At 43.4% G+C, this 18,473-nt stretch carries 14 protein-coding genes; all 14 read left to right on the top strand.

Annotated features, from left to right (window positions below):
- Window positions 1–92: 92 nt before the first annotated feature.
- Window positions 93–953, top strand: coding sequence for a hypothetical protein (locus AABA11_RS02470; RefSeq protein WP_338265073.1), 861 nt, complete (start codon window positions 93–95; stop codon window positions 951–953).
- 76 nt (window positions 954–1,029) lie between these two features.
- Window positions 1,030–1,722: a type I restriction-modification system subunit M N-terminal domain-containing protein gene (locus AABA11_RS02465; protein ID WP_338265071.1), complete on the top strand. Its 693-nt coding sequence runs from the start codon at window positions 1,030–1,032 to the stop codon at window positions 1,720–1,722.
- 71 nt (window positions 1,723–1,793) lie between these two features.
- Complete coding sequence (locus AABA11_RS02460; RefSeq protein ID WP_338264451.1) at window positions 1,794–3,059, top strand: site-specific integrase; 1,266 nt, start codon at window positions 1,794–1,796, stop codon at window positions 3,057–3,059.
- Window positions 3,052–4,782: a site-specific integrase gene (locus AABA11_RS02455; protein WP_338264450.1), complete on the top strand. Its 1,731-nt coding sequence runs from the start codon at window positions 3,052–3,054 to the stop codon at window positions 4,780–4,782. The genes AABA11_RS02460 and AABA11_RS02455 overlap by 8 nt, the downstream gene beginning before the upstream one ends.
- Window positions 4,779–6,812, top strand: a complete 2,034-nt coding sequence (locus tag AABA11_RS02450) for a hypothetical protein (protein ID WP_338264448.1) — start codon at window positions 4,779–4,781, stop codon at window positions 6,810–6,812. The genes AABA11_RS02455 and AABA11_RS02450 overlap by 4 nt, the downstream gene beginning before the upstream one ends.
- On the top strand, window positions 6,793–7,248 hold the full coding sequence (locus AABA11_RS02445; protein WP_338264446.1) for a hypothetical protein: 456 nt from the start codon (window positions 6,793–6,795) through the stop codon (window positions 7,246–7,248). The genes AABA11_RS02450 and AABA11_RS02445 overlap by 20 nt, the downstream gene beginning before the upstream one ends.
- An 81-nt stretch (window positions 7,249–7,329) precedes the next feature.
- The gene (locus AABA11_RS02440; protein ID WP_115469689.1) at window positions 7,330–7,527 is read left to right on the top strand and encodes a helix-turn-helix domain-containing protein; all 198 of its coding nucleotides are present in this window, start codon (window positions 7,330–7,332) and stop codon (window positions 7,525–7,527) included.
- A gap of 54 nt (window positions 7,528–7,581) precedes the next feature.
- Window positions 7,582–9,135 carry a type I restriction-modification system subunit M gene (locus tag AABA11_RS02435; RefSeq protein ID WP_338264442.1) on the top strand — a complete coding sequence of 518 codons (1,554 nt, stop codon included), beginning with the start codon at window positions 7,582–7,584 and terminating at the stop codon, window positions 9,133–9,135.
- Window positions 9,132–10,331 (top strand): restriction endonuclease subunit S, encoded by a 1,200-nt coding sequence (locus tag AABA11_RS02430; protein ID WP_338264440.1) that lies wholly within the window; start codon window positions 9,132–9,134, stop codon window positions 10,329–10,331. Before AABA11_RS02435 ends, AABA11_RS02430 begins: the two co-directional genes overlap by 4 nt.
- A 64-nt stretch (window positions 10,332–10,395) precedes the next feature.
- The gene (locus tag AABA11_RS02425) at window positions 10,396–11,382 is read left to right on the top strand and encodes a virulence RhuM family protein (RefSeq protein ID WP_338264438.1); all 987 of its coding nucleotides are present in this window, start codon (window positions 10,396–10,398) and stop codon (window positions 11,380–11,382) included.
- Window positions 11,383–11,412: 30 nt separating this feature from the next.
- Window positions 11,413–14,529: an HsdR family type I site-specific deoxyribonuclease gene (locus tag AABA11_RS02420; protein ID WP_338264436.1), complete on the top strand. Its 3,117-nt coding sequence runs from the start codon at window positions 11,413–11,415 to the stop codon at window positions 14,527–14,529.
- A 101-nt stretch (window positions 14,530–14,630) separates the two neighbouring features.
- Window positions 14,631–16,118 carry an HsdM family class I SAM-dependent methyltransferase gene (locus AABA11_RS02415; RefSeq protein ID WP_338265069.1) on the top strand — a complete coding sequence of 496 codons (1,488 nt, stop codon included), beginning with the start codon at window positions 14,631–14,633 and terminating at the stop codon, window positions 16,116–16,118.
- The gene (locus AABA11_RS02410) at window positions 16,118–17,461 is read left to right on the top strand and encodes a restriction endonuclease subunit S (RefSeq protein WP_338265068.1); all 1,344 of its coding nucleotides are present in this window, start codon (window positions 16,118–16,120) and stop codon (window positions 17,459–17,461) included. The genes AABA11_RS02415 and AABA11_RS02410 overlap by 1 nt, the downstream gene beginning before the upstream one ends.
- Window positions 17,458–18,471 (top strand): virulence RhuM family protein, encoded by a 1,014-nt coding sequence (locus tag AABA11_RS02405; protein ID WP_338265066.1) that lies wholly within the window; start codon window positions 17,458–17,460, stop codon window positions 18,469–18,471. Before AABA11_RS02410 ends, AABA11_RS02405 begins: the two co-directional genes overlap by 4 nt.
- Window positions 18,472–18,473 lie beyond the last annotated feature (2 nt).

Raw genomic sequence — 18,473 nt, 5'->3', positions numbered from 1 at the left:
AAGGTGTCTAGCTAATTAGTGGCGATTCAAATAAAGGGGTCGCCTTTCACTACCAAGGAGAAACAATTTCAGGCGGTAAAATCTCAAGCTCTATGACATTGGGCAAAATAAAAAAGCGTTTTCCGAGTTTTATCCATACTCTCGAAAAGCCCCCTTCCTTGCACCCAAAGCACAAGCCACAACGAAAGGTGCTGGACTTTCAGATTGAGCAGATCAACAAGTATTATAAACAGCACAAAAACAATAAAAATGGCGATATTCTAATCTATTTTGGTAAAAAAAATGTTGAAGCACGACCTTACAACTATAACCTCAAACTCTCACAAAATAGAGACCTGATAAGGTTCGGACCATCCACCCCAAACCATCACGACTTGTCTCTTTCAATTGGTATTGCCCTGCAAAATGGCTGGCAAAGCGCGACATTAACCAACTCAAGTCCTGAGTTTTTAAAAAAAATGATGAAAGCCGCTTATACAAAAGACCCTAAACTGTTGTTCTTCGTCAAGCCAGAAACACCTCACGCACTAAGCCTTATAGACCTTAAAGAAATCAAAGACAACCTTACGGTAGATGACCTTAAAACAGCGTTAAAAAACAGGCTAATCAAAGAAAAAGATATAAAAATGGTTCATTTGGAACTAATAACAAAATTAACGTCCAACTCAGATAATATCTCAGATCAGGGCTATGCACTCGCTTTAGAAAATGGGTTTAATATAGAAGTTTTAGACACGAAAACACCAGAAGAGTTAATATTTTATGGCATCCATCAGACTTTCATACACCAACCTACTGACACCACCCAAAGAAGCAGAAGTAGTTTAGAGAGCTCATCAGAAGAAAAAAATAAGGTGTTATTAGACATTCAAGAGCAACTGGCTAATGATACACACTTGCAGAAACAAAATAGACCGAACAGAGCCATAGACAGTAAACTAAGACCTTCATAAGCACTGCTAAAATGACAACCACATAACTTAAACGTTTAGCGTTATAATCAAACCATTTATTCACGGAACGATTACTATGACAACATCAAACTTCTCTTCAACAGCTGCTTTTTTATGGTCGGTAGCCGACCTTCTTCGCGGTGATTTTAAGCAATCTCAATACGGTCGTATCATTCTGCCTTTTACATTACTAAGGCGTTTAGAGTGTGTGCTTGAGGCAACAAAGCCAAGCGTGCTTGAAAAATACGAGGCAGTAAAATCGATGCCGTATGAAGCTCAAGATAAATTACTGACGCACGCAGCTCAATTGAGTTTCTACAACACTTCAAAAATGGATTTAAACCACCTTGGTGAAACTGGAGTGGCAAGTAACCTAGAGAGCTATATTCAATCCTTTAGCCCAAACGCCCGTGAGATCTTCGAACACTTTGATTTCATCAACACTATCGACAAGCTTGAAGAAGCCGACCTTCTTTACAAGGTAGCCAAGCGTTTTGCGTCTACAGACCTTCACCCAGATACTATAAGCAACTACGGAATGGGGTTGGTGTTTGAAGAATTGATTAGACGCTTCGCTGAAAGCTCTAACGAAACCGCTGGTGAGCATTTTACACCTAGAGATATCGTCCGTTTAACCACCTCATTGGCTTTTGCTAACGACGATGAAGCCTTAACGCAAGCAGGACTGGTGCGCTCCATTTATGACCCTACTGCGGGCAAACGTTACATACCTTCTTTTAATCCCACACCATACATGCTTCAATGGTGACAAATTAAAAAGCTCTTTGTTCAGATGGAAATCCTTGCTGACTAGTATTGAGCTATTCAAGGAGGAACCTAATGGCCAGTCTTGAGCTTATCCATTATCAACCACGACGAGCAGAGATAAATGATGGCTCGCTTCAGTGGAAAGACTTAAAAAGAAAACCAATCAAAAATCTTCCACAAATTGTTTGGGAAGATAATTCAACTTGGGCTGAAGCTAATCTTTGGGCGTTGGATCAAGCCACATCCTCGAAGCGTGATTTAAAAACAGTCCGTTCTAATATATCTCACCTTCTTGCGTATGCGAAATGGTTGGAAGCTGAGTCAATGACTTGGAGGCATTTCCCTGAAAGAGAAAGTGAGCGATGCCTTATTCGTTTCAGAGGGGCTTTGGTAGCAGCAAGAAATAATGGCGAGCTTGCGCCAAGCACTGCGTCACAGAGAATGGCGGCAGTGATCCGTTTCTATAAATGGATGCTCTCACGTCGGCTTATTTCACCGGAATGGCCAATGTGGGAAGAGCGCTCTGTAGGAATAACTCTCACGAATTCATTTGGTCTCGAACACACTATGCGTGTGTCTAGTACTGATCTCTCGATACCTAATCGCAAAGTTGCCGGAGCAATCCAACTGGAAGATGGCTTATTACCCGTGTCCATTTCAGCAATGAAAGAAATACTAGCTTTAGTAGATAACGTGTCTACAGAAGAGCTTTCGCTGATGCTTAGGATAGGTTTCTTCACTGGCTTGAGATTAGGTTCCATCACTGACCTTAAAGTAAAAACATTAATGGATGCCACGATTGTTCCAGAGGTTGGTTGGAAGCGTTTGGCAGTTGGACCCGGAGCAAGGCCGCCAGTGGCAACAAAATTTAGTGTTTCTGGGGCGGTGCCAATTCCTGAAGAGTTACTTGATCTTCTGCTCGATTATTCAATCAGTACAAGACGACTAAAGCGGCAAGCATTAGCAAGTCCTGAAGATCAAGGTCTGCTTTTTCTTACACGTTATGGAAATTCATATAGTGGTGATGATAGCCGAGCCGTCAACGTGGAAATGTCGCGCCTACGGTCAGCTGGTAAAAAAGAAGGCATAAAAGTGCTGCGTGGATTTTATTTTCATAGAACTCGAGCAACTTTTGCAACGGAGTTAATGCGGGTTGCACTTAAGTTCATGCCGGTTGGTGATGCCATTCAGTATGTGAGGGAATCCTGTCTTCATAAAGATGAAAGCACAACCATGAAATACATAAAGTTCATCGAAGCTAATAAGGCAATGTCCGAAGCGGCAGATGCATTTACTAGCTTATTCATGGGGCTTGCTAGAGGATCTGCTGATGAGTGAGCTAGATCTTACGTTTCCTAGTTTTCCACTTGGTACACATCAAGTGCCATGGGATATGAAAATACTACTATTCAAAGATGCTGCAACTGTAGCCCGAAAATCGGCGATGTTATCGATAGATAAGGGTGAATTTGGCAAGCCAATCGAAGAACGAATCCCACTAGTTATTGCTTTTCATGAAGCTATTTCTTCTATGATTAGCCTCGGAAAATCTCGGGCACTAGTTGAATCAAGCTTGGAAGTACTTTGGCGTTTTTTTTCTTGGTCAGATGCTAATTCGGAGCATATTTCTCGAGAAACGCTAATCGATATATTCAAACGATGGACTGAGCTCCAAATTCATAGATCTCATGTCAAAAAAGAAATCAGCGCCAATTACGCTTATCGGCAAGTATCAAGAATGGCTGATCTAATTGCAAAAGCATTACAGCTACCTGGGGCTAAACCCGGTAAAAACTTAGTACTTCAAACAAGAATGAGAAAACCGCCTGAGAAGAAGCGCGTTTTAGGAGCCGAAGCCGATAAGCAGAACCTAAATCACACATTCGAGTATGGTCATGTACTAACAAAAATATGCGGCGCCTTGGATGTAACAACAGTCCGCGGAAAGTTACCGATACTGATTGATGTCGGCAGTGACATGGTGCTGACGTTAGCGGGGAATTTAATAGACCCAGGTATGGACACAAACTCTATTAAAGGTATGACCATGAGGCGCAATGCTCAGATTGCCAGAGCGCCATTGACGGATGATGAAAGCCTGTTCGATAGACACAAGCGTTCTGGAATACTTAACCAAAGAGTAGAAGCAGAGTTGCTTATATTTATTGCGCAAACTGGAATGAATCTTACCCAAGCAGCGAGTCTTGAAAAGGAGAGCTATCGATGGAAATCAAACGGTGAAGATCTTGAGGTCTTTCGTGTTTATAAAGGTCGCCGTAGTGGTGAAGCCATTTTTCGTTGTTTCAAATCGTATCGTGAGCACCTAGAAAAATATATGGTTTGGCTAGATGAAACGGGGTTTAGTGATCATGACAATCGATTATTCCCTCTTTTGAGTAGAGGAATGATTCGCGCGAAAGGCGCTAAAGTGAAGTTTTCTACTACCAAAGAGACATTCAAGAAAATCAACCTAGCGTTCATTGGGCCTAAGCAACTGCGTAAAACCCGAGTAAATTGGTTGCTTAGACGTAGTCGTGACCTAAATCTCACGGCTGAACAAATGGCACACGATAAAGGTGTTCTTCTACGTGACTACGAGATGCCGCATCACCAATCAGCAGCCGCTGAAATTATTAATTTTCACAACGCAACAGATCCTGCTTTTTCACCGCCTGGCCCCGGTCTTTGTATTGACGAAGGCCATAAACCTGAATCGATAGCAGAACTTCCCAAAGAAGCGCCAAAACCAGATTGCGTTAGTCCGGAAGGTTGTCTTTTCTGTACCAAGCATCGAGATATTATGAGTTCTGAATATTGTTGGAAACTCGCTTCTCATTCTCACATAAAGAGTTTGGAGACGGCTCTCTATAAACCGTCTAATAAACAAGAAGTACACCCAGGTTATCGCGTTATCGACCGAATCACTCAAAAACTCGAAGCGATTGCCTCAGGTAGTCAAATTAGAGCTATGTGGGTCAAAGAAGCAAAAGATTCAATTCGCTCGGGCAGGTATCACCCTTATTGGGACGGGCATATCAAATTGTTGGAGATGATTGTATGAATGTTGCTGAGCTTCCAGGATTACAAATTGAGTCACCGATAATTACGACTGGCGCGGAAAATTTCAGGCCATCTAGTTGGCCGCCTCCGATCGATTTTCCAGTGATTGCTGATGCTAAAGGAAATGTGGTTTCGCGTTATGGCGATGTTCGTTGGGATCTATCTCCATGGGCAGGCCACACTCTAACCATTCATTTCGGCGATGGGCCAGGGCAAGGAAAAAAAATAAGTCCAGAGAATGCCTCTTTGTTGCGTCAAATAGTTGCTTGGTGGCTTTGGGGCGCGGGTGCTGTGCGCTCGGCCCGTTATTTAGTTCATAAGTTTGAGTCTATCAAGCCGCTATTTGTAGCGTGCACAGATAACGGCATAGTTGCATCCGAGTTATATAAGTTCCCCAGAGTAATCAAAGACGTTGCTAACTATTACTCTGCTAGGGGCAATCGGCTTATCTCGTACCTAAATATGTTGAGTTATGCCGAGGAACAATTAGGGTTTACCTTACTCAATGAAAAAGGGATAAAAATTCTTAGCGAAGCTTTACCAAATATTGAGACAATACAAACCGCTTATATCCCTGTTCGTATTTGGAATTATCAGATCACCCGATTGCGAGAATGTCTGGATGACTTTATGGCCCATAAAGATGACATCGAAGCTTGTTACAATTTTTGTTTGGATGCCTATGCAAAAAATTCCGGAGGCAGTCTTTCGATGGCTTTTGGAGGGATTGGAATCAACGCCCCATTTAACGGCAGGCGATCTATCGGCTTGCAGAAATCAGGTAAAGTGTTTTATGGAAAGTTTCGCGACACGATTAGGAATTATAAAATTGAGGGGCTTCTAGAAAAGTGGTGCAACACTGAGAATAAGATGGCGCCAGTGACTCTTTCAAGCTATTTGAGTTTAGTTTGCCAAGCTGGCCTTGCGTATATTCTGAACTTCTCTTTGATGCGTGTAGAAGAAGCTGGAAAACTAAGAGCCGACTGTTATGAGCTAGAGTCCGATCCTTTGGGTAATGATATCCATCTTTTAAAAGGTATTACGACTAAAACCATTGAAGATGGCGACGCTCGTTGGATTGTTTCACCAACTGTAGATATTGCAGTTAAAGCGATGACAGCTGTTGCAAGTATGCGAATGAAAGCTGCTATAGAAAACCCATTTATCAAATTAGCCAAGGAAGATATAGAAAATCCAGTCTTGCAGTCTCTACCTCATGAGCCATGGAGCCCACGGGCTCCGCTAAAGCAACCTATCAAGAAATACAAAAAGGCGCGATCCTATGGCGATATTTGGAACATCTGGCCAAAACTTTTCGATGCTAAAGAACTGACTATTACAGAAGCAGATCTAGAGATGGCTAACCGGTTGACTGACGGGCTTGATCCTGAAAAGTTTGCTGTAGGTAAAGTGTGGCCATTAGCCTGGCATCAACTGAGACGCACCGGTGCGGTAAATATGCTTGCTAGTGGATTGGTGAGCGAAGCTTCACTTCAGTACCAACTTAAGCATGCTAGTCGCGCCATGAGCCAATACTATGGCAAAAACTATTATCGCCTAAAAGAACCACTGAACGATGAAACCCGTGGTTATTATCTGCGTCAAATGTACCAGGCAATGGTACGCGAATTTAAGTCCTTACAATCTGATCAATATGTATCTCCTCATGGTGAGAAACGGAAGGATCAGATTCTTCACGAGATAACTGAAAAAGATCATAAGCAGCTAATCAAAGCAGCGAAGGCAGGCAATATTAGTTACCGACAAACATTTCTAGGTGGTTGCGCAAACTCAGGGCCTCCCTGCCCATTAGGTGGTATCAGCAATATAAGCGCCTGTATGGGGTTCGGCGAAGAAAAGCCATGCAAATCTGCATTATTGGATAAAGACAAACTACCGATGATAAATCAGCTTAGAGAAGTGGTTTCTATTCAAATTATTGAAGCCGAAGAAGGCTCACCCATGCATGAATCATTACAAGCACAATTAGAATCAGCGGAGCGAGCAATCAATGTCATCGAAAACACTTGAACCAAAGAAAATCAGTAAAGCTGAATTAAAGTTTCGAGATGCCTTTGAGCGTCTCAAACTTGGAAAGCCAGACATAGTCCCAAAAGGCACACCACTGAGCCAGAACAATGTTGCTAAAGAAGCTGGCGTAGACCCTTCTGCGCTTCGTAGAGCACGATTTCCTGAGTTGGTGTCAGAGATTCAAGATTGGATCGAGACCCACAAAGATGAGCAAACGCATAAATCGTCTAGGCAAATGATGCTTGCTCAAAGATCGAGAAACCGGGATCTAAAAGAGAAATACAAGTCTCTGGAAGAACAGCGCGATAAGGCGCTAAGCCAATTGCTAGATGCTCAGACATGCATTCTGGAGCTTACCTTAGAAAACCAACGGCTTCGTGCCCAATTACCAAGCAGTAAAGTAACGCATCTCTCTGATCGAAATAATTTAAGTTGAACTCACAAAATGCTACTCAAATCTATAATTGCTGGTATGCTACGGTGTTAATTCTAATAACAAATTGCTAGAGGCACAGCCATGATCCGCTGCCATCTCGCCCGTATGATGGGCGAACACAAGATGCGTATTGCTGACGTTGCCAGAGAGACGGGGCTTAGTCGCGCTACTATCACGCTGCTCTACAAAGAAACGGCCCAGAAAGTGGACCTAGAATCCATTGAGAAACTATGCCTGCTGTTTGAGTGCCAGGTAGGTGACCTGCTCGAACTGGCATAGCAATGAACAATCTTTTAAAGATAACGAACCAACAATTATAAACAGGAAGACTACATGACAAGCTCACAACAACGTGCTGCCCTTCAACGCCAGATCTGGGCCATCGCCAACGATGTACGTGGCTCAGTAGATGGTTGGGACTTTAAACAATATGTCCTCGGCACCTTGTTTTACCGCTTTATCAGCGAAAACTTTGCCCTCTATATTGAAGCCGGTGACGACAGTATTCATTACGCCGCGCTCGGCGATGAGGTGATCACGCCAGACATCAAAGACGATGCCATTAAAACCAAGGGCTACTTCATTTACCCCAGCCAGCTGTTTGCCACTGTGGCTAAAAACGCCAACAACAACGAAAGTCTGAACACCGATTTAGCCGCCACCTTTGCCGCTATCGAAGCCTCGGCCAGTGGCTATCCTTCTGAGGGCGACATCAAAGGCCTGTTTGCCGATTTCGATACCACCAGTAACCGCCTCGGTAATACCGTTAAAGATAAGAACTTGCGCTTAGCCGCTGTTTTAAAGGGCGTGGCAGGCCTGGATTTTGGTCATGATTTTTATGAAAAGAGTGATGCTGCCCAAATCGACTTATTCGGCGATGCTTACGAATTTCTTATCTCCAACTATGCCGCCAATGCCGGTAAATCCGGCGGTGAATTCTTTACCCCGCAGCACGTATCAAAGCTGATTGCCCAGTTGGCCATGCACAAGCAAACCAGCGTCAATAAAATTTACGACCCAGCTGCCGGTTCCGGTTCGCTGCTGCTGCAAGCCAAAAAGCATTTCGACGCCCACATTATTGAAGAAGGCTTTTTCGGGCAGGAGATAAACCACACCACATACAACCTAGCCCGTATGAATATGTTTTTGCATAACATCAACTATGACAAATTCAATGTGCAGTTGGGCAATACCCTGACTGACCCGCACTTTGGTGACGATAAACCCTTTGATGCCATCGTTTCTAATCCGCCTTATTCGGTGAAGTGGATAGGCAGTGACGACCCAACGCTCATTAACGATGAACGCTTTGCGCCCGCAGGCGTGCTCGCACCCAAATCCAAAGCCGACTTTGCCTTTGTGCTACATGCACTGAGTTACCTATCGAGCAAAGGCCGTGCAGCGATTGTTTGCTTCCCCGGTATTTTTTACCGGGGCGGCGCTGAGCAAAAAATCCGTAAGTATTTGGTAGACAACAACTACGTCGAAACGGTCATTTCACTCGCGCCCAATTTGTTTTTTGGTACCACTATCGCCGTAACGATTCTAGTGCTCTCCAAACATAAAACCGACACCAATACCCAGTTTATTGATGCAAGCGGGCTGTTTAAGAAAGAAACCAATAACAACACCCTCACCGATGAACACGTCAAAGCGATCATGGACGTATTTGATAGCAAAGCAAATGTGGACCACTTTGCTAGGTCTGTGCCTTATGATGAAGTTGCTAACGACTACAACCTGTCGGTGAGCAGTTATGTAGAGGCTAAAGATACCCGCGAGGTAACCAATATTGCAGAATTGAATGCTGAGCTGAAGATTACTGTCACCAAGATCGATCAACTGCGCTTAGATATCGATGGGATCGTTGCGGAGATTGAGGGATGAGCCAATTGAGTTTTATGGAGAAACTGCTGGGTGGAGCAGTCACAAAATGGCTACCACTGAAATCTCTGTGCGGTTTGATTACAACGGGTAAATTAAACGCTAATGCTATGGAAGATGATGGCATCTATCCATTTTTTACGTGCAAGGAAGCACCTTATAAGATAAATACACATGCCTTTGATTTGGAGGCTATTTTAATATCAGGGAATGGAAGTCAAGTTGGCCACTTAAATTACTACAAGGGTAAGTTTAACGCCTACCAGAGAACTTATATCGTTGGTGACTTTCAAGAATGCGTTCAGGTGATGTATTTATTTCACTATTTGAAACATACTTTGAAAGCATATATTACTCAAAATTCGAGAAAAGGTTCTGTTCCTTACATAACCATGCCAATGCTCGAAAATTTCCAAATTCCCATCCCTTGCCCAGACAACCCCAAAAAATCACTGGAAATCCAAGCCGAAATCGTCCGTATACTGGACACCTTCACCGAGCTGACCACCGAGCTGACCACCGAGCTTAATGCCCGTAAAAAACAATACAACTACTATCGTGACCAGTTGTTGAGTTTTGAAGAAGGGGATGTGGAGTGGAAGACTTTAGGCTGGATTGGCGAAGTTCGCATGTGTAAGCGTATTATGAAAAATCAGACTTTAGACGCGGGTGACATCCCATTTTTTAAAATTGGAACATTTGGCAAAGAACCTAACTCGTATATTTCACGCGAAATTTTCGAGGAGTACAGGGATAAATATAACTACCCTAACGTTGGCGAAGTACTTATTTCCGCTAGCGGCACAATAGGTAGAGCTGTAATTTTTGATGGCGAAGATGCATATTTTCAAGATAGCAACATTGTTTGGCTTGAGAATGATGAAAGTAAGGTGCTGAACAAATTTCTATTTTATTTTTATCAAATAGCAAACTGGAATGTTTCAGACGGTGGAGTGATTAAGCGGTTGTATAATGACAATATTAAAAAAACATCTATTCCAATACCGTATCCAAACGATCCTGAAAAATCGCTTGCTGAGCAAGCCCGTATAGTCGCCATCCTCGACAAATTCGACGCGCTCATCAATTCGATCACCGAAGGTCTACCCCGAGAAATCGAACTACGCCAAAAGCAATACGAGTATTACCGCGATTTACTATTAAGCTTCCCTAAGCCTGATACAGAGGCGGCGGCCTGATGTCTCCGCTTAAGCTCACAGGAGCATACTGTCCCCAGACATTCATTCATAAGGAAGGAACCCTATGACCAAACAGCTGAGCCTGAAAGACCAAACCACTGAATTTTTACTCTACACCACCCCTAATGGCGCGGTAAGAGTAGAGGTTCTGCTCAGTGGCGAAACCCTATGGCTTACCCAGAAGCGTATGGCCGAGCTGTTTGGCGTGGGCGTGCCGGCCATTTCCAAGCATCTGAAAAACATCTTTGAAAGTGGTGAGTTACAGCAGGAGTCAGTTCTTTTCATTTTGGAAACAACTGCCGAAGACGGTAAGAAATACCAAACCCAGTACTACAATCTGGATGCGGTGATTTCGGTGGGCTATCGGGTCAATTCCGCTCAGGCCACCCAATTCCGCATCTGGGCGACTGCACTCATCAAAGAATACATCATCAAGGGCTTTACCATGGATGATGAACGCCTGAAAAATGGCCGTTTTTTTGGTAAAGACTACTTTCGTGAACTGTTGGAGCGGGTGCGCTCCATACGCGCCAGCGAGCGGCGCATCTATCAGCAGATCACCGATATTTTTGCCGAGTGCAGTATCGACTACGACCCTAAGTCCAAAACCACCCAGCAGTTTTACGCCCATGTGCAAGACAAGTTTCACTTTGCCATTACCGGCCATACCGCCGCCGAGATTATTTCGCTAAAGGCCGATGCCAGCCAAGCCCTGATGGGCATGAGCACCTATAAAAATGCACCAGACGGGCGGGTGTTAAAATCGGATGCCACGGTGGCTAAAAATTACTTAAACGAAGACGACATCAAAAAGTTGGAACGCGCGGTGTCGGCCTTCTTTGATTACATAGAGGGCATTATTGAACGTCGCAATACCTTTACCATGGAAGGCTTTGCCGAGAGTGTGAACAAGTTTCTTGCGTTCAATGAGTATCAGATTCTGGAAGGCTACGGAAGTGTTTCGCGCAGCTGGCTGAGCAGAAAGCCCATACGGAATACGATAAGTTTAATAAGCAGCAAGGTATCGAATCCGATTTTGATCGGGAAATGAAAAAGCTGTTAAAAAATAAGGGCTCACAGGATGACTGACTATAAAACCATCGCCGAATCGAACAACTTTATTGTTCTGGATAAATACAAAAAAGATTGGAAAGTGGCCGAAAGCTACCAGAGTGAAGATGCCTTAGAGCGTGAGTTGATTCAGGATCTGCAAAACCAAGGCTATGAGTTTTTACCCGGCTTAAATAATCCTGAGGCTATGCTGGCCAATGTGCGCCAGCAACTACAAACTCTCAATAATGTAGAGTTTTTAGAGGGCGAATGGCAGCGTTTTGTGGAAACTTATCTGGATAAGCCCAGCGACACCATCCTGGATAAAACCCGTAAGATTCACGATGACTATATTCACGACTTTGTGTTTGATGATGGCCGCATCAAAAACATCTACCTGGTGGATAAAAAGAACATTGCTCGTAACAAGGTGCAGGTGATCAAGCAGTTCGAGCAAACTGGCAGCCACGCCAACCGGTATGATGTGACCATTCTGGTCAATGGTTTACCGTTGGTACAAATTGAGCTGAAAAAGCGCGGTGTCGCTATTCGTGAGGCCTTTAACCAGGTACACCGCTACAGTAAAGAGAGTTTTAACAGTGAGCATTCGCTGTATAAGTACTTGCAGTTGTTTGTGATTTCGAATGGCACCGACAGCCGTTATTTTGCCAATACCACCCAGCGCAATAAAAACAGCTTCGACTTCACCATGAACTGGGCTAAAGCTGATAACAGCCTGATTAAAGACCTTAAAGACTTTACCGCAACCTTCTTCCAAAAAAATACCTTGCTTAACGTGTTGCTGCATTACTCGGTGTTTGATGTCAGCGATACTTTACTGGTCATGCGCCCTTACCAAATAGCCGCTACCGAGCGCATATTGTGGAAGGTGAAAAGTTCCTTTGAAGCGAAAAATTGGAGCAAACCAGAAAGTGGTGGTTTTATCTGGCATACCACAGGCTCTGGTAAAACCTTAACCAGCTTTAAAGCCGCACGTTTGGCCACAGAGCTGGCGTTTGTCGACAAGGTGTTTTTTGTGGTCGACAGGAAAGACCTCGACTATCAGACCATGAAAGAATATCAGCGCTTTTCGCCTGACAGTGTGAATGGCTCAGACAGTACCGCTGGTTTAAAGCGCAATTTGGATAAAGATGATAACAAGATCGTCGTGACCACCATTCAGAAGCTCAACAACCTGATGAAGAGCGAGGGCGACCTAGCTATCTACAACAAGCAGGTAGTGTTCATTTTTGATGAGTGCCACCGCAGCCAGTTTGGTGAAGCACAGAAAAACCTGAACAAGAAATTCAAACGATTCTATCAGTTTGGCTTTACCGGTACGCCTATCTTCCCGCAAAACGCATTAGGTGCAGAAACCACGGCTAGCGTGTTTGGTCGTGAGCTGCATTCTTATGTCATCACCGATGCGATACGCGACGAGAAAGTGCTCAAGTTCAAGGTGGACTATAACGATGTGCGAGCACAGTTTAAGGCTATTGAAACAGAGCAAGATGAGAAGAAACTAAGTGCTCTTGAAAACAAACAGGCCTTATTGCACCCAGAGCGTATTCGCGAAATCTCCCAGTATGTACTGAAAAACTTCCGCCAGAAGACACACCGATTACAGTCGACTGCTAAGGGCTTCAATGCCATGTTTGCCGTAAGCAGTGTGGATGCAGCTAAGTTGTATTATGAATCCCTCAACAAATTGCAGGCAGACCCTTCATATAAGAACAAGGAAAAGCCATTAAGAATCGCTACCATCTTTTCCTTTGCTGCCAATGAAGAGCAGGATGCAGTGGGCGAGATTTTGGATGAGAGCTTTGATGTCTCGGCGATGAATAGTAGCGCTAAAGAGTTTTTAAATGCAGCGATAGATGATTACAACGCCTTCTTTAAAACCAACTTCAGTGTCGATAGCAATGGCTTCCAGAATTACTATCGTGATTTGGCGAAACGGGTTAAATCTAAAGAGATCGACCTGTTGATTGTAGTCGGCATGTTCTTAACGGGGTTCGATGCCCCGACACTCAATACCTTGTTTGTGGATAAGAACCTGCGTTATCACGGATTGATGCAGGCCTTTTCGCGCACTAACCGCATTTACGACGCTACCAAAACGTTCGGCAATATTGTCACCTTCCGCGATCTAGAACGGGCCACGGTAGATGCCATTACCCTGTTTGGTGACAAGAACACCAAGAATGTCGTGCTAGAAAAAAGCTACAAGGAATACATGGAAGGCTTTACCGATGTGGTGACAGGTGAAGCACGGCGGGGTTTTATGGACGTAGTAAGCGAGTTAGAACAGCGCTTCCCTGATCCCTCAGCTATAGAAAAAGAGTCCGACAAGAAAGACTTTGCCAAACTGTTTGGTGAGTACTTGCGTGTAGAAAACGTGCTGCAAAACTATGATGAGTTTGCCACTTTGAAAGCCCTTCAAGACGTAGACATGAGCGACGAAGAAGCCGTTGAAGCGTTTAAAACCGAGCATTACCTGGATGATGAAAAGCTGGCTGAGTTGCAGGCCATACGCCTTCCTGCCGAGCGTAAGATTCAAGACTACCGCTCGACGTACAACGATGTGCGCGATTGGCAGCGCCGACAAAAATCAGCAGACGAGAAAGAAAAGTCCACCATCGACTGGGATGATGTGGTCTTTGAGGTAGATTTGTTGAAGTCCCAAGAGATCAACCTTGATTATATTTTGGAACTGATTTTTGAGCACAACAAGAAGAATAAGAGTAAGGCAGAGCTTATTGATGAAGTCCGTCGCCTGATTCGAGCAAGCCTTGGTAACCGCGCCAAAGAGAGCTTGATCGTAGACTTTATTAACCAAACCAACCTCGATGATATTGGCGATAAGGCTAGCATTATTGATGCCTTCTTTACCTTTGCCCAGGCAGAGCAGCGAAGAGAGGCTAAGGAGTTGATTGAATCCGAAGGTCTCAATGAAGATGCGGCTAAGCGTTATATCTCAGCATCCTTGAAACGAGAGTATGCCAGTGAAAATGGAACGGCGCTAAATGAAGCTCTTCCCAAAATGAGCCCGCTGAACCCTCAATACAAAACTAAGAAGCAAAGTGTTTTCCAAAAAATCGCGATGTTTGTAGAGAAGTTTAAAGGTGTAGGTGGGAACGTTGAGTAAAAGAACAAAGCAGAGCTAATTTTAAGGCTGTTATCACGCAATCACGACCGTATTGCGTGGTGACAAAAATATAAAAATGTCACCATCTAGAATGGTAATCTATGGACAATTTGGAAATCGCCTACAATGCAGAGAAATCATGGCCTACAGCCCTTGTCACCAGTAATCAATGTTACGGGTGGGCAGGAACGGGTGGTTTCCTGTCTTCTGGTATGGAATACCTTTATGAGCTAAATGATAAAGCGTCTTTGTCTGCTTTTGGTCAAGAGTTAAACCCAGAGTCCTACGCTATCTGTAAAGCGGATATGCTTATAAAAGGGCAAAAAGTCGATAACATTAAATTGGGTAACACTTTATCTAATGATCAACTTCGCTCAAATAAGTTTGACTATATGCTCTCAAACCCTCCTTTTGGCGTAGATTGGAAAAAGATCCAAAAAGCTATTAACGATGAGCATACAGACAAAGGGTTTGAAGGTCGCTTCGGTGCAGGTTTACCAAGAGTATCTGACGGCTCACTGCTGTTCTTAATGCACCTTGTGAGCAAGATGCGCCCACAACATGAGGGCGGTTCACGCATTGGTATTATCTTGAATGGTTCACCACTCTTTACTGGTGGTGCGGGTAGCGGTGAAAGTGAGATTAGACGCTACATTCTTGAAAATGATTTATTAGAAGCCATTGTCGCTCTGCCTACGGATATGTTCTACAACACAGGCATAGCCACTTATATCTGGATTTTATCGTCTCAGAAACCTGCTCACCGTAAAGGTAAGGTGCAGCTCATCAACGCTTCAAAAGAGCGCGCTAAAACAGGCGGCCGTGGTCGAAGTGGTGGCGGTGAAGTTGAAGGTAATGACGAACATGTATTCTATGCAGCAATGCGTAAATCACTGGGCAGTAAGCGTAAAGAGCTTACACCTGAAGCGATTGATACCATTGTTAAAACATACGGACAGTTTGTAGAAAACGAGTTTAGTAAAATCTTTGATTACAAAGAGTTTGGCTATCGCAGAATTACCGTTGAACGCCCTTTAAAACTCGCAATATTTCCGAAAGATGCACTACGCCTTGAAGCACTGCAAGCGGATAAAGCGTGGACTAAGTTTGATGGAACCGCTCAGCAAGCCGTTTTAGTAGCCCTTAGTTCATTCACAGAAGATAAAATCTTATCCCGTGATACGTTCCTTAAAACCTTTATCGCTAAAACAAACGGCATCAAGCTCACCGCAGCCCAGCAGAAACTAATCACCAAACACCTAGGTGAACACGATGATGAAGCAGAAGTGTGTGAGACAAAAGGCAAGATTGAAGCTAACCCAGACTTGCGTGATAACGAGAATGTGCCTCTAACTGAAACCGTTGACGATTACTTTGCTCGTGAAGTTCTGCCGCACGTACCTGATGCGTGGATTGATACCAAAAAGACCGATGAACTAGATGGTGAAGTTGGTGTGGTGGGTTATGAAATCCCATTCAACCGACACTTCTACGTTTATGAACCACCAAGAGCATTAGAAGCGATTGATGCTGATTTAGATGCGGTATCGGCTGAGATTATGCAGCTACTTCAAGAGGTGCATTCGTAATGACAGGTCATTATAAAGCATATCCAGAATACAAGAACTCTGGCCATAAATGGTTGGGAGATATACCTTCCCAATGGAATATTTGGAGAGCAAAACGTATCTTCTCATCTGTTAGGGTTGCAGCAAAAGATACTGATGAGCAGCTAGCCGCAAGCCAGAAATATGGTGTTGTTCCTCAATCTCTTATGATGAAATTGAATAGTGCTAAAGTGATGCTGGCATTAAAAGGAACAGACTCATTTAGACACGTTGAAAAAGACAACTTTGTGATTAGCCTTAGAAGTTTTGAAGGTGGTATCGAACATAGTGCTTATGAAGGGTGTGTTTCTCCAGCATATACAGTGCTAGAAGCCTCACTTCATATGCACAGTGCATTCTATAAGTATTTGTTGAAATGTGAGCCGTTCATAGCAGCTCTACAATCTTCTACAGATAGCCTTCGTGATGGGAAGTCCATCTCATATGAGCAGTTTGGTGCTATTCATCTCCCTTACTGTAGCTATGAAGAACAACAAAAAATCGCCAGCTTCCTCGATCACGAAACCGCCAAGATCGACACCTTAATCACCAAGCAAGAAAAGCTGATTGAGCTGTTAAAAGAAAAACGCCAAGCGGTGATTTCTCACGCAGTGACCAAAGGGCTTAATCCTAATACACCAATGAAAAACTCTGGTGTGGAATGGTTGGGTGAAGTGCCAGAGCATTGGGGGACTTCTCGATTAAAATTTGTCACCTCTATTTTTGGTCGTATCGGGTTCAGAGGCTATACAACTGATGATATTGTTGATGAAGGTGAAGGTGCATTGGTATTAAGTCCATCTAATGTTTTAAATGGAAAACTAGATTTAAATTCTAAGGCTTATTTAAGTTGGGATAAATACTATGAATCCCCAGAAATAATTGTAGAGCCTAATGATATTTTATTGGTTAAAACGGGGTCGACATATGGGAAGTCAGCAATTGTTGAGAGCAACTCTGAGCCTATGACTATCAACCCTCAAATGGCACTATTGAAAAAGTCAAAAATATCAGCGAAATATTTAGCGTATGTTATGTCGAGTGACTTGATCAAGGCAATTATTAAAGTTAGCAATACTGGTAGCGGTATGCCAACAATGACTCAAGAAAATATTAATAGTTTCCCAATACCAACACCTTCCGATTCAGAAGCAAAAAATATTGTTAATTTCCTCGATCAAAGAACCACTAACATAGACAACTTAATCAAACTCGCTGGTAAAGCAATTGAAATAATTAATAAACGTAAAGCTGCTCTTATCTCTGCAGCAGTGACAGGTAAAATTGATGTACGTAATTGGCAACCACAAGGGGATCAAAAATGAGCACTGAACTCACCCCACCCCAAGGGCAATTTATCCTCTTTCAAAGTGCTGAAGGCCATACACAAGTTGAATGTCGCTTTGAAGCCGATAACCTGTGGCTCAATCAAAACCAGATTGCAGAACTTTATCAAAAAACCGTTCCTACGATTAACGAACACCTCAGCAATATCTACAAAGAAGGTGAAATTGAACAAAATGCAACCATTAGGAATTACCGAATAGTTCGCCAAGAAGGTTCTCGCCAAGTATCTAGAGACGTGGCGCATTACAATCTGGATGCGATTTTAGCGGTGGGTTATCGTGTCCGTTCTAAGCAAGGCACACAGTTTCGTCAATGGGCAACCAACACCCTAAAAACCTATTTAACCAAAGGTTTTGTGATGGATGATGAACGCCTAAAAGAACCTGAAAACAGTCAGTATTTTGATGAATTGCTTAATCGCATACGTGATATACGCTCATCCGAAAAGCTATTTTGGCAGAAGGTATGTGATATTTATGCCACGAGTATTGATTACGATGGCAGTGCCCAAACCAGTATGCAGTTTTTTGCTAAGGTGCAAAATAAAATGCACTGGGCGGCTCATGGCCATACCGCGGCTGAGCTGGTTTTTAAACGAGCAGATGGCGATAAGCCTCATATGGGACTAACAAGCTATAAAGGCATAGAGCCTACCAGAAAAGAAGTAATCACAGCCAAAAACTACCTTTCAGAGCAAGAATTAGATACATTGAATCGCTTGGTGACTTCCTACCTTGAGTTTGCAGAGCTACAAGCAAGACAAGGTAAGTTAATGAGAATGATTGATTGGGCAACGAAGCTTGACGATTTTTTGAAGCTCAGTGATTTTGATATTTTGACGCATTCAGGAAAAATATCATCAGAACAAATGAAACAAAAAGCTAAAGTTGAATACGATAAGTTCCGCCGCGTTATTGATGCAAGCCCTACTCAAATTGACAAGGATTTAGCTCAGGCTATAAACAGTTTAGAACGTAAAAAGGATTAAGG

This window comes from Marinomonas pontica, from assembly GCF_036322735.1.
Taxonomy (GTDB): Bacteria; Pseudomonadota; Gammaproteobacteria; order Pseudomonadales; family Marinomonadaceae; genus Marinomonas; species Marinomonas pontica.
Note: the sequence above shows the minus strand (reverse complement) of the source record. Positions and strands in the feature narration are given on the sequence as shown.